Genomic DNA, 14,306 nt, shown 5'->3' with positions numbered 1-14,306 from the left:
GTTAACGTGGCAGTCATGAAAATGACAAACTCAACCATCATCAGCGACCCACGGCGACAGGCGGCACTGCTTTACTGGCAGGGGTTTTCAGTGCGTCAGATTGCGGAACTGCTGACCCAAAAAATACCGACGGTGCAAAGCTGGAAAACACGCGACGCCTGGGACAACGCCGCGCCCATTTCCCGCGTGGAATCCAGCCTGGAAGCGCGCCTTATCCAGCTCACCACCAAAGACGTCAAAGGGAATGCGGATTACAAGGAAATGGAGGCGCTAGGTCGGTTGATGGAACGCCTGGCAAGGGTGAACCGCTATGGGAAAAGTGGGAACGAGGTGGATTTAAACCCGAACGTTGCCAACCGAAATAAGGGTGAGCGTAAGAAGCCGACTAAGAACTATTTCAGTGACGAGGCGTTGGAGAAACTGGAGGGGATTTTTCTGGCTCAGTGCTTCCAGTACCAGCGTGTGTGGTATGACGCGGGGCTTAAACATCGTATCCGCGACATCCTGAAATCCCGCCAGATTGGCGCAACGTTCTTCTTTGCGCGTGAGGCGTTATTGCGCGCCCTGGCAACCGGCCATAACCAGATTTTTCTGTCGGCCAGTAAAACCCAGGCTTACGTGTTTCGTGAGTACATCATTCAGTTTGCCCGCCAGGTCGATGTCGAGCTGACCGGCGACCCGATTGTAATCGGCAACAACGGCGCAAAACTGATTTTCTTAGGCACTAACTCCAACACAGCACAAAGCCATAACGGTGACCTGTACGTGGACGAAATCTTTTGGATCCCCAACTTCCAGAAGCTGCGCAAGGTCGCCAGCGGCATGGCGTCGCAGGAACATCTGCGCACCACCTATTTTTCCACGCCGTCGGCACTGACACACGGTGCTTACCCGTTCTGGTCAGGCGAGCTGTTCAACAAAGGGCGGGAAGATCGCAACGACAGGATTGAGCTAGATATCAGCCATCACGCCCTGGCTAAAGGGCAGCTTTGCGGCGACGGGCAGTGGCGGCAAATCGTCACCATTGAGGATGCGTTAGCCGGTGGCTGCAACCTGTTTAACATCGACACGCTGAAACAGGAGAACAGCGCGGAGGACTTCCGGAACCTGTTCATGTGTGAGTTTGTAGACGATCAGGCGTCCGTGTTCCCGTTCGCCGAGCTGCAACGCTGCATGGTGGAAAGCGCGGAGGAATGGGAGGATTTCAGCCCGTTTGCGACGCGTCCGTTTGGTTATCGCGCCGTCTGGATTGGTTACGACCCGTCACACACGGGCGACAGCGCAGGCTGCGCCGTCGTGGCTCCGCCGCTGGTGGACGGCGGCAAATTCCGCGTGCTGGAACGCCATCAGTGGAAAGGAATGGATTTTGCCGCCCAGGCGAAAAGTATTGAGGAACTCACAAAGCGTTACTGCGTGGAATATATCGGCATTGATGCCACCGGCATCGGTCAGGGCGTTTTCCAGCTTGTCCGGCAGTTCTTCCCCGCTGCAATGGAAATCCGCTACAGCCCGGAAACAAAAACGAAAATGGTGCTGAAAGCGAAAGACAGCATCACCTCCGGCCGCCTGGAGTACGACACCAACCATAAAGACATCACCTCGTCATTCATGGCGATCCGCAAAACCATGACCGCCAGCGGCAGCCGCTCAACCTATGAGGCCAGCCGGAGCGAGGAAGCCAGCCACGCAGATGTTGCCTGGGCAATCATGCACGCACTGCTCAACGAACCTCTGACCGCCGCCAACGGTGGACAAAGCCCTAACATCCTGGAGTTTTATTAATTATGAGTAAGCGCAAATTTCGCAAGGCAGCACAGACCACCGTCACAGCAGTCGCCCAGCAGACAGGCAGGGCGGAGGCGTTCAGCTTTGGCGACCCGACGCCGGTGCTAGACCGCCGTGAAATCCTGGATTACATCGAATGCACGGGGAACGGCCAGTGGTATGAGCCGCCGGTCAGCTTTGATGGCCTGGCTCGCACGCTGCGGGCAGCGGTGCACCACAGTTCGTCGCTGTATGTGAAACGTAATATTCTGGCCTCGACCTTTGTACCGCATCCGCTGCTATCACAGCAGGAGTTCAGCCGGTTTGCCCTGGATTACCTGGTATTTGGGAATGCGTTTTTAGAAGTGATCCGCAACCAGCTCGGCGACGCGGTGGTGATGAAAACGGTGCCCGCCAAATATGCGCGGCGTGGTGTTGAGCAGGATACTTACTGGTTTGTGCAGCAGTGGAAGGATGCGCATCAGTTTGAAGCCGGCAGCGTGTTTCATCTGATTGAGCCGGACATTAACCAGGAGCTGTATGGCCTGCCGGAATATCTCAGCGCCCTGAATTCCGCCTGGTTGAATGAAGCCGCCACGCTGTTTCGCCGCAAGTACTATCAGAACGGCGCGCACGCCGGATATATCCTGTACATGACCGACGCAGCACAAAGCAGCTCGGACATCGATCAGATGCGTAAAGCGATGCGGGACACGAAAGGTCTGGGCAATTTCCGTAACCTGTTTATGTACGCGCCGAACGGCAAACCGGACGGGATCAAGATTTTGCCACTGAGTGAAGTCGCGACGAAAGACGATTTCTTTAACATCAAGAAAGCCAGCCAGAACGATTTGCTCTGCGCGCACCGCGTACCGCCGCAGATGATGGGGATTATTCCGGAGAACAGCGGCGGATTTGGTGATTCGGTTAAGGCGTCACAGGTATTTGTCCGTAACGAACTGACGCCGTTGCAGGAACGGTTTAAGGAGTTGAATGCGTGGTTTGGGGAGGAGGTGATTAGGTTTACCTTTTATGAGCTTACATCTCAATATATATAGTCAAATTGATAGGTCAGTGTAACCCACTGACCTAAATTTTCTTCTAAGAGTTGAATAGAAACTTTTCAATCTCTTTGAGAGTTTTCTCTAAGAAACCTAAGCAAACCCTAGCTTCAGCGTCCTCTAATGAGGCAATCTTATTCGCCAAAGGTAATTTTCTATCTTTATGGACAAAATTCTCAACTTTAATTCGATACGGCTTTCCCTCTAAATGCTTATATAATGAAACATCAGATTTTAGTAATTCATTATTTTTGCTTTCAGTGAGAATATCACCAAGTTTCTCCCTCTGCTCAAGCTTTCCGTTTTCTAGTTCTTCTTCCCATATATGGATAGGATAGTTGCACTCTAGTACTCCAGGGATTAAGAACCCATCTTTTTTTGCATCAATAATATCCTGCGTAGGTTGTAAAAGGTAACACTTCACTGATTCTCCCACATCCTGAATATTCCCGAGCTCTTGTTTAACTTTCCTACCATCATCATCGGCATCAACTATTCCTACACACTTGAATTTATCTTTATGATGCTTGTGCATATGAAAATATGCTTTCAACATATCACTGACGTAGTTGGTACCAGCGCCATAGTCCTTGGTAACAATCTCAATGGTCTCTATTCGATCAGGAATATAAAGAGATATCGCTTTCTCTATAATTATTTTATCACTCATTCCTTCGACATAAATAACAGCTTTCACGTCACCAAGTTGACTAACGGACTCTATGTTTTCTATGCGTGACCTAACTTCTTCAATATAAGGTGAAAGTAACTCCATTACTCCCATCTTGTCATCAAGCAGTGCATAGTCGCTATCACAGTACGTTAAATCAGTCTTGTCTTTTTCTATGAATAAACACTTAACGTTTTCATCATGCTTAGATAGATTATAAAAAGCTGGAGAGTGGGTGGTAATGAGCAATTGAGAAACAGGTTCAGGTACAAAATTTTTAAATTGAAGTGCTAACTTTATAGCTGAAGTCAGTTCAAGATTATTTTCAGGCTCTTCATAACCCCAAATAAATGTATAAGGCGGGTTACCTCTAGCTTGTAAAGTTTTAGTTTTCTCAGCAATAAATTTCAATATTAGAGGTATGTGACGTGCTTTAACGCCATCGCCTCGCTCATTGAGTGATATTTTCATATCATTCAGGAAATCTAAGTTTCCAAATAAACTACTAAGGTCTCGTGGTAATGAAAGAGCTGAATTAAATCCAAGTGACTCGCTAATTTCTTTGGTCAACTCGTGAAGGTTTTCAGCAATGCTTTTTTCGAATGCTTTGCTAGAATCGTTAAAGTTTTCGTTAAAGACTTCATTGACAACAAAGTAAATCTCACTTCTAAGCTTTGCTATATATTCTTTGTCCTTTACCGCAGGGATATATACATACTTAACATTGCTGAGGAGTTGTTTCATGTTGGATCTAGGAGGTATTTCTATTTTTTCAGATCGTCTTCCTCCCCTTGGGCCATTTGACGATTTGATACCCAGAATTTTTTCATCATATAAACCGCCTGATCGCCATGATTTAGTCCACTCTATCAGGTCCCCATTTGTGGCATGGTAACTTGAAGGAATCTCAAGAATCAACTTTACTTTTATTTCGCGTGCTTTTTTTGATTCTTTGTTAGCGGAGTAAATATTATAGTCAGTCGTAAAGTTGAAACTCTCTCCCGGATTAGTTTCATGATTGAAAAATAGATTTAGGGCTCTTAGTATATTTGATTTACCCGCATCGTTATTCCCAACAATTATCTGTAACCTTGCGCTATCAATAACCATTTTTTGTATTGATCTGAAATTCGATATTTCAATCCTAGAAATACTAACAGGCATGGGATCCTCGAAATTTTATGTGAGATTTGTTCATAACATAAAATATCATAATTTTTAATAAAGTCAGTAATTTTCCTAACGCCGGTTTTTCGCTTCACAAGCCCAAGCGTCTTATCACACCACAAGAAACTTTCAGGGCTGCCCTCGGCGCGCGCAATGTTACCCGCCTGCCCGCTTCTGACTTAGTTCACCGTTTTTAATGCATGACCGAGATCGTCGCAAAGTACTGGCAGAGGGTCGAGCAGGTGTTTTTTGATCCTTTCGGGATCATGCAAAACCATGCGCATAATACATGCATAGCTCACCCATATGATGTGCTTGATGCACATCATATGGGTGAGCTCAGATTTGACCTTACACAACTAAACTTACCTGACAGGCAGCTTTGTGCCAAATGCGGTCGTTGCCGAAATGATAATGTGTGAGTCAACTTGGAACAAGGGGGTAAGTTGATGTTGAAAGTGAGTTATCAAAAGTTCCCGCTCGCCATCACTGCCAGCAGAGATTATTGAGTGTACGCACTTTAAGTTACAGTTGCTTCATTCAGGCGCATGAGAAATATTATTAATTTCCGTATTTAAGGGAATGAGGGTTGTGTTTGGCGAACTACGCGATGTTTCGCTGCAAAAAACTGGTAGAAATGAGAAGCGTTGCCAGTGCGTTGCAACGCTGTTACTGAGAGCGGGAGATGCCTAACGCTGATGTTGAACGTACACCAAAAAAATGAATACGATGTGTCCGAATCGTCAGATCAGGCAATGGACTGATTATAGGATTTATACCGGAAAAACGCCTAAAGGATGCTGTATTAGCCCTCGAGTACGTTATGACAGCAAGTCCATAACAGCAGGCTGAATTTTTCGCCCATTATGAGCAGTAGCTTGAAAAAAATACGGAAAGTATCGTGTTGTGGCTGCTGTGGTTCATCGCGATGAAGCTACACCACATCTTTTTGTATTTGTGGTGCTGTTGACAGATGATGGAAGGTTATCCGCAAAAGAGTTTATTGGTAACCGTTCTAAAATGCGTGATGACCAGAGTTCATATGCAGAGTCAGGGAAAAAGCTGAGATTGGGACGAGGCATAGAGGGAAGTCGCACTACACACCATACAGTTCAGCATTACTACAAATCATTAAGCCGTGGAATGCTTAATTAGGTATCGATACCTCTGGAATTGCTGAAACGACAGGTGCTACGGAAAGCTATCTTCACTAAAGAGGCAGAAAATTTGACTAGTGTAGCTAAACGTTTGAGTAAGGCTGTGAATGATGGATTTACAGCCATTATCACTCTAGCCTCGTAGAGCCACCAGAACGAGAACAGAGTAAGATTAAGGGCGAACAACAAAAGCGCCTACACGGCGTTACGGAGCCGTTTAAGGGATTGCATTAAGACCCGATGCAGGAGATTTTACGGATGTCTAAGATTTTCCAGCAAGTAAATCGAAAGCGCGAGTTAGAAAAACGAATTAAAAGTGAAATTCATAGAAAATCTCGTGGTTATGGTGAGTTTGAACATTATTTAATTATTATATATACAGTACTTAATAGTGTTGGATGTTTCACAATTTATAAAATCAATAGTAATCGAAAGAGAGGGGGAACCTTGATATGAGTATTATTTCAGAAAAAATATCATCTAGGATAAAAACATTGAAACAAGAGTTTGCTGTAAATAAAAATGTAGAACACCAGGGGGTGAAGGGTGGTTTGAATGAAGTAGAGTTGATAAAAATAATAAAAGACGTTATTCCAAGAAAGTATGAGATTTCAAGAGGTATAATTGAGAACTCATGTGGAGAGCAATCAAATGAAAGTGATGTTATCATTTATGATAATGAAATATTACCGCCATATATAAATAATGATCTTGCCTTCGTTCCTATCGAAGCAGTTAGATATAACATTGAGGTTAAATCAACTTTAACAGCGAAAGAACTAGAAACAACAATTGAAAAATTTAGAAGATTTCGATCAATTGGTGGGAAGTCTCCTACCGTTCTATTTGCATTTTCAAGTAATGCCAAGAAAAGCGAACTGAGCAGATATTATGATAACGATACTAATTTCTTGGCAAATCCAGCCATTGGCGTACTCTGCATTTCTGATAAGTGTTACTACTACAAACACACAGAGATTAAATATTTAAAAGACTACCTTAGCAACTCTGATATTCTCAAGGGTTTTATGGGCGATGGTAATATAAAAATGTCAAATTTTACAGATATCATTCAAGACACTTTAAAAAACGATAATGTTCTATCTGGTTTAACGAGATCTCAATTTGCTTTATTATTGCAATCTTCTATTCAAACCAACAAAATAGTTTCCGATTTTGACACGGGGAAAATTATAATAAACGGCATTAATTTTAATGAAATAACTTTTAAAATACACCAATGGATTGGAGTTGAGTGCAACGATAATGATGTTGAGTTATCACTTTTTTCTGGAATATCAAACACATTATCTAAAGAATCATTTGGTAATTACTTACTTAACGAAAGGAAAGCTGATCCCAAGGTTTTTTCGATATGCTGTGAGGATATGTGGGGTAATTTAAGTTGTAAGAAGTTTGATAAAAACGGTCTAGGTGACGACTTTAAAAATTTCAGTTTCAGTTTTGAAAGCTCAGCTGAAGAAAGTAAAATAACCTTTTACTTTAAACAAAACCCACCACAGGAAGAATAAAATCCGCACAAGACGGGTACTGTCGGCCACCAGATGGATTATACCATTTCGCCCTGTATGACGCTGGGGCCGCTTTTCAATGCTCTTTTGTTATTACTAGCAGTACCCTTCCTGATAAACTGGGGGTGGCAGGCGATAAGTTTTGCTCCGCCCAATCCTCGGTCCTTATGTGAGCATCTTGGTAGCAGTATCATTCACTTTTGTGAGTATATAGTAATTCAAGGTCCGCTCCTCGCTCAAACCAGACTGTCATCATTTGATGATGTTCTATCTACCTACGAAATCTGTCGGATCAAGTCTAAGCTAGTACATATCATTCAAATTCTGCCCAATCAGGCAGCGGTTCAAAACTCATAACCAGATCCCCAAAGCTGATTTTCGCCCCACGGCTTAACACTTCCAGCTCCCAGCGTTCCGCCGTGATGTTGTGTTTCATCAATGCGCGTTCGATTTCCGGCAAGCGTGCCCGTTCTTCTGATGTCAATCTTGCCGACGGAGCCACGTCACGACCTTTTGTCGGGTCGAAACTGCACTGCGTCTTGCTGACTCTCGGCGCCTTCTCACGTATACGCGCCACAATCACCTTCACGGCGGCAGTGTCTGTCCAGTTAATAACTCGCAGGTTGTCAGAATTGGACGCAGTAGCGTCGCTCCCAGCCTTGTTATCACGCCAATTTGCGGCCAGCTTCTTTTCACCTAACCCACAGTTATTGACAGGACTCCGAGGCGCGCCGGAGGCGCTTTTTACGGTCAAAACCTCAGAATCAACGGCAGAAGCAACGATGCGCCATTGAGTGGTGCGCGTTTCATATACATGTGATTCGCCGAGGTGGGGCGCGAAAATGCCCACAACTTTTTTCACTTCTTCATCGTAAGCGTTCAGCTCATTGGCAACGCGACGTGCTACGCGCACCGTCTGATCGTCACGAGGTACATTAGCGCCGCCCTGGGCAGTCATGTACGCCATAAAGTCACCGTCATCAGCAGCAGCGCGAACGGCTTCGACTTCTTCGTCAAAGGTTTCAGTCAGACTGATGGAACGTATCCGACGACACTCACGGTAGGAACCCATCGTAGGTAAACCGATGGGATGAAACTGCGGTATACGCCATGTTGCAGCCCAGGCAGTAACAGCAGCAGCGGAGTCAGTCAGAAGCTCGCCAGTCTCGTGGTCGCGTTCGCCTTCTAATGCATAACCGTCGATATTCTTCGCGATGTACTTAGCGATGTAGCCAGCGGCACCGCCTCGGTTCAGGTGCTTACAGTCAAAGCGGTTCTTTGCAGCGCCGCGCTCGTCACCGTCTTCTTTCATGGCGTATTTACGCATGATATCGATCACGGGCTTACGCATGGCAGGCTTGGTGAATAGCATCATGTGCCAGTGCGGGGTCGCGTCGTGGTGAGGTTCTACTACACGCATACCATAAACGGATAGGCCACTGTCTTTGAACGCGGTGCGCATTTTGCTCCAGATACCGCAAAGATAACGCTGTGCATCTTTAGGCGTATATGCCTCTTTGTCCCAGGAGTGATTTCGCTGAACACGCTTGTTATCACCTTTACCCACCATGCGGGTCGGGTGAAATTTAGAAGGGGTGGTGATGGTCAGAAACATCCCGACGTCACCATTCGCGGCAGCATATTTTTCGGTGCCAGCGATCGTACTCATCAATTCCATACGGCGGATTTCAGGATTTGAAATACTCGCCATCACTTTGTCGATCAGACTGATGCGTTCACCGGTTTCGACATTCTCCAGGTCACGGCTTTTTAGATAATCCAGATTCGACAGACGGCGGGAGCGAACTTCACGGATAGCCTGCTTACTGGCATAGGGGGAGGCGTCACGGTTAACCTTGCCGATTGCAATAAGTAAAGACTCACGCCAGCGGGTACGCTGGCCTTTCAACTGACTTAACCACCAGTCAGGATTGACCAAGCGTGACATGCCAGCGATGGCAGACGTTGCATCCAGTTTGCCTTTACTGAATTTTGTCCAATACATCGGGCTAACGTTGAAAGCTCGCGACATTCCTGCAATATCACGATACAGAGCGCATTGCGTATCAGAGTGAAGAAGTACCGCGTAATCTCCACCATGTTCAGCCAACAGCTGATCGCAACGGTCTTCATAAATGGCCTTCAATTGTCCTGCAATATTCTGTGTGAAACGACGTAGCGGTTTGTCGCTCATGCCTGGTAACTGGTGATAAACATCGGCCTCTGAGATAAATTTCATGGTGGCATTGATATTCATTGCATGGGCTTTATTAACTGCATCGACACGCGGAAGGGTGCTGCGGCCAAGTGTATAAACCAGATATTTATTTGCTGCGTGAATGCCCTGAGTTTTGAGTAGGTACTTATGGCGGCCAGTGAAAATTTCTTGCAGGTCTTTAGAGAGGTTTTTTACTTTGATTAAAACAGCTTGCCCCTGATCGTATTCATCACGGGTAAGCGGTCTCGGCCTTTCTTGGGGGCTGATTGGGGCTAGAGGTTTATTCCAGGGGAACGCCCAAACATCGGGCGTTTCAGTCTGAGAAGTAAAGCGATTGTTCTGCATTACAAACCGTCTTTGATATCAATGAGCAGATAGCCAGCATTGATGCCAGCCAGAATGAGCAATGCCATCGAGAACAAAATCACTTACTGTCTCGGTAATGCTTAGCGTTTAGCTCACTGATTTCCTTGCAATAGACACACAGCTCAACGCCAGGCAGAGCTGCGCGGCGTTCTTCAGGAATAGGGCGGTCACAGTCGAGGCAATACATGGAGGAAGCGCCCGTAGTGCTTATGCGGGCAGCTTGAATTTGTGACTCTAAGATCAGGTCCGCTCGTTCTTGGGCAGCGTCAATAACATCAGCCATTAATGAAATTCTCCCGCTTCGTTTTGGATGCGGGTAGCCTCAACGCGTAAAGCTTCGGCGGCTTCAGTGCCGGTCATTGCCTGCTTGATGATGAAACATGCGATAGCCTCAAGACGTGCAGCGAATACGGCTGCACGATTTAAACGTTCGTCAGAACGAGCTTCATTTATGATTTCTTCCATTATCCAATCCTGTTTTTAGGCAAAAGAATGCCCGGCGGGTTGAACGCCAATTAAATTTCAGATGTATTAATGTTCTATGTTGAGAACTGAGTCGGTTTCACTAATAAAGGCCGGAAGCGCGTTACCAAACTCAATGAGTGAGTTAAGTGCTTCAATGACCTTTATTCTTTCACTGTGCGCCAATTCAAAGAAACGCATATTGATATGACGACTTTTCAATCCAGCATGGAAGCAGATCAATTTGCGCATGGTCGGCGTACTTTCATCAAACGTTTCCTGCGCAATATTTTTCTGGCTGGTCAGCATTTTTCGGATCCCGATAATATGCTGAAAACATGCCTCTCTTTTTTCCTTCGGGATACTTTCCGAATAGCTCAATGTTTGCGATTGCATAGACACCTCAACCAAAGAAGCGTTTGTAGAAGGGCTTCCGGATCGAACCGGTTGAAAACATTTGTGGTTTAGCTGGATTCCAGCGTTTGCCACCTGGTAGCTCAATCCAGCCATGCCCAAAACTGCGGGAAGGGCTTTGTCTTTTCAGCAGTGGTGCAACTGAGATACTCATCTTCACCTATCCTATGTTGGCTCGAGTGCCTGAAATGGAAACATGCACTCTTTCACCATGATTCATATGGTAAAGTTGTTCAGCCTGATTATCTTTCGCGAGATGACTCAGGTTTAAACACATTACAAAAGGAGACATTTATGAGTAGAGAAGCCAAGGTTCGCGCTCAACTGACAGATTTAGTAAAACTGTTAAAATCCATCGAAACCCCCGATGGGGCGAGTGCTTTAGGATCTGAACTCAAAGGTCTTGTGAATGAAATTGCTCATCTAATTGATCAAAAATTCCCAATAGAACCGCATTTAAAAAGCTTTATCGAGCGTATCTAATAGCTTCCATAGGCCGGTCTAGACTGGCCTTATCTTCCTCAGATAAGGCAAAAATAAACATTGCAGGAATCGTGTCTGCTACTTCGGGGTGAGATCTGCGGCAATTCTTAACGGCATATGCAATTGTGCTCATGACTGCTGTGACACTTAAATGAACTGAAATCTCCAGTCCCGAATCTAAGGTGATAAGAGCACCTTCGGCATTTCGTTGAATAGATATAATTGAAGTTAAAAGGACGAATGTCCTTCCTTTATTTACATCTTGAAAATCTAAAAAAAGTAAACTGTCCTGAATTGTGGAACCAATATTTTTAGCCATGCTTTCCTCCAACTTAAATATCAATCTAACGAAGTATTACTTCGGCTCGCCCAAGCCAAGCCACATTAGCCATCCGTCGCGAATCTCTTTTGGACGCTTTTCAAAAGCTAATTTCATGCCTGCATTCCATGCTGGAATGTAGATCCAATTCTCTGCTCGAGCCGTAGGATTTTCAGGGTTACGCATTTCGACTACCGGCAGTTTGCCAGCCTCAATCATTGCCTTAACGGCAGCGGGAGTTTTGCCAATTGATTTGGCAAATTCCGTATAAGGCAGTACATCCGACACACTTACGATTTGTTTGCTCATCTGCTAACCTTTCCCAGATCTCGACAACTGCTTATAGTCGCTTAACGACACTTACAGATGTTTAGATAATGTTGAATTCAAATATCGTGTACATCTAATTATTAGAGGATCTTGAAAACATGTCAAGCTCGATAGCAGAGAAGATTGGACTCATCAGAGAATCCGAAAGGATTAACCGTAAGCAATTTGCGGAGTTAACAGGGGTTCCATACAGTTCTTTGACATACTACGAAAGCGGGAGATCTGTTCCCCCGACGGACGTCACTATGAAAATTTTGGCGCATCCAAAGTTCACAAAATACACAATGTGGTTCATGACTGATCAAATTTCCCCAGAAGCCGGACAGATCGCGCCGGTTCTCGCACACTTTGGGCAGGACGAAACAACGTCGTCCCACTCCGACAAAAAGACTGGTTAACGCTACATTTCGACTTTTTACGTTTTATAGATTCACTGAGTCTTTGCAGTACCCACGATTCCGGAGGGCTTCAATATGTCGATTAAGAAGCTCGATGATGGTCGTTATGAAGTGGACATCAGACCGCAGGGGCGCAACGGAAAGCGCTTCCGGCGTAGGTTCGACAAAAAACATGAAGCAGCCGCCTACGAAAAATATGTAGCGGTGAATTATCACGACAAAGAATGGCTATCTAAACCGGCAGACAAACGACCGTTATCCGAGCTGATAGAACTGTGGTGGCTCTATCACGGACAGAACGTGAAACACGGCAAGCTCGACAAAGCCAAACTGGAATTCATCTGCAACCTGATGGATGACCCGTGTTCTTTTCAAATCGATAGCCTGGCTATTACAAAATTTAAGTCATTAAGATTGGCGAAGGGCGTTAAGGCAACGACGGTAAACCGCAATTTGATGTTGCTGAGTGGCCTGTTTACTTACCTGAACGAAGCCGGTTTATTCCACGCTGAAAATCCGTTGCATGGAGTAACGTTGCTAAAAGGTCAGCTATCATCCATGACTTTTATGTCTGCTGATGAAATTGAGAAGTTGCTGTCTGTTTTGGAAGGGGACAATAAGCGGATTGCGATCCTGAGTTTGAGCACTGGTGGCCGTTGGGGAGAAATAAGCAGTTTGAAGGTGGAGAATGTCATTAATAACCGAGTGACTTTTCTTAACACCAAAAACGGCAAACCTAGAACAGTCCCGATCTCAGATGAGGTATGTAAGGCAGTCAAAAATCAGAAGTCTGGATTACTTTTTCCTGATGCCGATTATTTGACCTTCCGGCTGCTATTGAAATCGGTGAAGCCAGACTTACCGAAAGGGCAATCATTGCATGTGCTGCGACATACGTTTGCGACACATTTCATGATGAACGGCGGGAACATAATCACCCTGCAAAGAATTCTCGGACACGCGAATATTAACCAGACAATGGTCTATGCTCACTTTGCTCCGGACTTCCTGCAGGACGCGATTTTCTTCAATCCACTGAGGGGAAAAGCGGGGCTGGAGTGTCCACATAGTGTCCACACCTAAGCATCTTTATAGGGCTTGTAGCTGCTTACACCGCATATAACTCATTGATTTATAGTGATCGCGTTATAAGTGCAGGAAAAATAAATGATAAAAAAGGCACATTTTTGTGCCTTTTGTTTTTTAATTTTCTGTAGAGTGGGGCGGCTTGTTATTGCGGGTTGCCGTTCAGTAAGGCGGAGACGCCCTGACGGTAGCGCTGTTCCAGCGTTTCGCGGCTGGTGGCGTCGACTTCGAGATTGCGCAGTCGTCCGTCCTGAATGCCGTAAACCCAGCCGTGCAGGGTGACTTTCTGGCCGCGTTTCCAGGCTGATTGCATTACGGTGGAGTGGCCGAGGTTGTAAACCTGTTCCACGACGTTCAGCTCACACAATTTATCGAGACGCTGATTTGGTGACAGTTCGCCCAGCAGGGAACTGTGTTTGTACCAGATGTCCCGGATATGCAATAACCAGTTATTAATCAAACCCAGTTCAGGGTTTTCAACCGCTGCCTGTACGCCACCGCAACCGTAGTGACCGCAAATGATGACGTGTTCCACTTCCAGTACGTCGATAGCATATTGCACAACGGACAGGCAGTTGAGATCAGTATGGATAACCAGATTGGCGACGTTACGGTGAACAAACAGTTCGCCCGGTTCAAGCCCGGTCAATTGCTCAGCGGGAACGCGACTGTCGGAGCAACCGATCCACAGAAAACGGGGTTTTTGAGATTGGGAAAGTCGTTCAAAGAAGCCAGGATCTTCGTCGATCATGGTCTTGGACCAGTTGGCATTATTACTGATGAGCTTTTCTATATCATTCATTGAGGTTAATAGCCTGTAACGAGCCAACAGCGATGGAGTAATATAGGGCAATGCTCCGTCTTTTAAAACCGATTCAA

General features: G+C 45.7%; 16 protein-coding genes. 7 read left to right on the top strand and 9 right to left on the bottom strand.

All coding sequences use genetic code 11. The annotated features are described in order from the left end of the window. Positions 1-15 precede the first annotated feature (15 nt). Both M2403_RS12350 and M2403_RS12345 read left to right on the top strand, forming a co-directional pair. Positions 16-1,782 carry a terminase ATPase subunit family protein gene (locus tag M2403_RS12350; RefSeq protein ID WP_259229370.1) on the top strand — a complete coding sequence of 589 codons (1,767 nt, stop codon included), beginning with the start codon at positions 16-18 and terminating at the stop codon, positions 1,780-1,782. Between the two features lie 2 nt (positions 1,783-1,784). Next, positions 1,785-2,822: a phage portal protein gene (locus M2403_RS12345; RefSeq protein ID WP_112286868.1), complete on the top strand. Its 1,038-nt coding sequence runs from the start codon at positions 1,785-1,787 to the stop codon at positions 2,820-2,822. Between the two features lie 43 nt (positions 2,823-2,865). Here the strand turns inward: M2403_RS12345 and M2403_RS12340 are convergent, their stop codons facing one another. Further along, a complete protein-coding gene (locus tag M2403_RS12340) occupies positions 2,866-4,659 on the bottom strand; it encodes an ATP-dependent endonuclease (RefSeq protein ID WP_112286867.1) in 1,794 nt (597 codons plus the stop codon). A gap of 909 nt (positions 4,660-5,568) precedes the next feature. Between M2403_RS12340 and M2403_RS12335 the strand changes: the two genes are divergently transcribed. After that, on the top strand, positions 5,569-5,817 hold the full coding sequence (locus M2403_RS12335; protein WP_310503636.1) for a plasmid recombination protein: 249 nt from the start codon (positions 5,569-5,571) through the stop codon (positions 5,815-5,817). A 454-nt stretch (positions 5,818-6,271) separates the two neighbouring features. Next, positions 6,272-7,351: a DUF6602 domain-containing protein gene (locus M2403_RS12330; protein ID WP_259229364.1), complete on the top strand. Its 1,080-nt coding sequence runs from the start codon at positions 6,272-6,274 to the stop codon at positions 7,349-7,351. Between the two features lie 313 nt (positions 7,352-7,664). Here M2403_RS12330 and M2403_RS12325 read toward each other — a convergent pair whose 3' ends face one another. From M2403_RS12325 to M2403_RS12305, 5 genes are all read right to left on the bottom strand, one after another. After that, entirely contained in the window at positions 7,665-9,914 is a 2,250-nt protein-coding gene (locus tag M2403_RS12325) for a replication endonuclease (RefSeq protein WP_259229362.1), read from the bottom strand. Positions 9,915-9,993: 79 nt separating this feature from the next. After that, positions 9,994-10,218, bottom strand: coding sequence for a TraR/DksA family transcriptional regulator (locus M2403_RS12320; protein WP_112286862.1), 225 nt, complete (start codon positions 10,216-10,218; stop codon positions 9,994-9,996). Next, entirely contained in the window at positions 10,218-10,400 is a 183-nt protein-coding gene (locus tag M2403_RS12315; RefSeq protein WP_112286861.1) for a DUF2732 family protein, read from the bottom strand. Before M2403_RS12315 ends, M2403_RS12320 begins: the two co-directional genes overlap by 1 nt. A gap of 66 nt (positions 10,401-10,466) precedes the next feature. Then, a complete protein-coding gene (locus M2403_RS12310; RefSeq protein WP_223509138.1) occupies positions 10,467-10,793 on the bottom strand; it encodes a hypothetical protein in 327 nt (108 codons plus the stop codon). A 7-nt stretch (positions 10,794-10,800) separates the two neighbouring features. After that, entirely contained in the window at positions 10,801-10,965 is a 165-nt protein-coding gene (locus M2403_RS12305; protein WP_259229352.1) for a phage filamentation protein Fil family protein, read from the bottom strand. 140 nt (positions 10,966-11,105) lie between these two features. Between M2403_RS12305 and M2403_RS12300 the strand changes: the two genes are divergently transcribed. Continuing rightward, positions 11,106-11,294: a hypothetical protein gene (locus tag M2403_RS12300; RefSeq protein WP_259229349.1), complete on the top strand. Its 189-nt coding sequence runs from the start codon at positions 11,106-11,108 to the stop codon at positions 11,292-11,294. On the opposite strand, the gene M2403_RS12295 is transcribed toward M2403_RS12300, so the two are convergent. Together M2403_RS12295 and M2403_RS12290 are read right to left on the bottom strand one after the other, a co-directional pair. Further along, positions 11,278-11,613 (bottom strand): hypothetical protein, encoded by a 336-nt coding sequence (locus M2403_RS12295; RefSeq protein ID WP_259229347.1) that lies wholly within the window; start codon positions 11,611-11,613, stop codon positions 11,278-11,280. The genes M2403_RS12300 and M2403_RS12295 overlap by 17 nt on opposite strands. Positions 11,614-11,649: 36 nt before the next feature. Continuing rightward, positions 11,650-11,922 (bottom strand): regulatory phage cox family protein, encoded by a 273-nt coding sequence (locus M2403_RS12290; RefSeq protein ID WP_259229344.1) that lies wholly within the window; start codon positions 11,920-11,922, stop codon positions 11,650-11,652. Between the two features lie 119 nt (positions 11,923-12,041). Between M2403_RS12290 and M2403_RS12285 the strand changes: the two genes are divergently transcribed. Both M2403_RS12285 and M2403_RS12280 read left to right on the top strand, forming a co-directional pair. Continuing rightward, positions 12,042-12,341 carry a helix-turn-helix transcriptional regulator gene (locus M2403_RS12285; RefSeq protein WP_259229342.1) on the top strand — a complete coding sequence of 100 codons (300 nt, stop codon included), beginning with the start codon at positions 12,042-12,044 and terminating at the stop codon, positions 12,339-12,341. Between the two features lie 75 nt (positions 12,342-12,416). Further along, positions 12,417-13,424, top strand: a complete 1,008-nt coding sequence (locus tag M2403_RS12280; protein WP_259229341.1) for a tyrosine-type recombinase/integrase — start codon at positions 12,417-12,419, stop codon at positions 13,422-13,424. Between the two features lie 148 nt (positions 13,425-13,572). On the opposite strand, the gene can is transcribed toward M2403_RS12280, so the two are convergent. Then, complete coding sequence (gene can / locus M2403_RS12275; RefSeq protein WP_152327650.1) at positions 13,573-14,229, bottom strand: carbonate dehydratase; 657 nt, start codon at positions 14,227-14,229, stop codon at positions 13,573-13,575. Positions 14,230-14,306: the final 77 nt, after the last annotated feature.

It is taken from the genome of Rahnella sp. BIGb0603 (genome assembly GCF_024808755.1).
In the GTDB taxonomy this organism is placed as follows: domain Bacteria; phylum Pseudomonadota; class Gammaproteobacteria; order Enterobacterales; family Enterobacteriaceae; genus Rahnella; species Rahnella contaminans.
This window is presented reverse-complemented; position numbering and strand designations above follow the sequence as displayed.

Coding starts and splice junctions, on each gene's coding strand:
- M2403_RS12350 (WP_259229370.1), top strand. CDS start 16: ATGAAAATGACAAACTCAACCATCATCAGCGACCCACGGCGACAGGCG.
- M2403_RS12345 (WP_112286868.1), top strand. CDS start 1,785: ATGAGTAAGCGCAAATTTCGCAAGGCAGCACAGACCACCGTCACAGCA.
- M2403_RS12340 (WP_112286867.1), bottom strand. CDS start 4,659: ATGCCTGTTAGTATTTCTAGGATTGAAATATCGAATTTCAGATCAATA.
- M2403_RS12330 (WP_259229364.1), top strand. CDS start 6,272: ATGAGTATTATTTCAGAAAAAATATCATCTAGGATAAAAACATTGAAA.
- M2403_RS12325 (WP_259229362.1), bottom strand. CDS start 9,914: ATGCAGAACAATCGCTTTACTTCTCAGACTGAAACGCCCGATGTTTGG.
- M2403_RS12320 (WP_112286862.1), bottom strand. CDS start 10,218: ATGGCTGATGTTATTGACGCTGCCCAAGAACGAGCGGACCTGATCTTA.
- M2403_RS12315 (WP_112286861.1), bottom strand. CDS start 10,400: ATGGAAGAAATCATAAATGAAGCTCGTTCTGACGAACGTTTAAATCGT.
- M2403_RS12310 (WP_223509138.1), bottom strand. CDS start 10,793: ATGCAATCGCAAACATTGAGCTATTCGGAAAGTATCCCGAAGGAAAAA.
- M2403_RS12305 (WP_259229352.1), bottom strand. CDS start 10,965: ATGAGTATCTCAGTTGCACCACTGCTGAAAAGACAAAGCCCTTCCCGC.
- M2403_RS12300 (WP_259229349.1), top strand. CDS start 11,106: ATGAGTAGAGAAGCCAAGGTTCGCGCTCAACTGACAGATTTAGTAAAA.
- M2403_RS12295 (WP_259229347.1), bottom strand. CDS start 11,613: ATGGCTAAAAATATTGGTTCCACAATTCAGGACAGTTTACTTTTTTTA.
- M2403_RS12290 (WP_259229344.1), bottom strand. CDS start 11,922: ATGAGCAAACAAATCGTAAGTGTGTCGGATGTACTGCCTTATACGGAA.
- M2403_RS12285 (WP_259229342.1), top strand. CDS start 12,042: ATGTCAAGCTCGATAGCAGAGAAGATTGGACTCATCAGAGAATCCGAA.
- M2403_RS12280 (WP_259229341.1), top strand. CDS start 12,417: ATGTCGATTAAGAAGCTCGATGATGGTCGTTATGAAGTGGACATCAGA.
- can (WP_152327650.1), bottom strand. CDS start 14,229: ATGAATGATATAGAAAAGCTCATCAGTAATAATGCCAACTGGTCCAAG.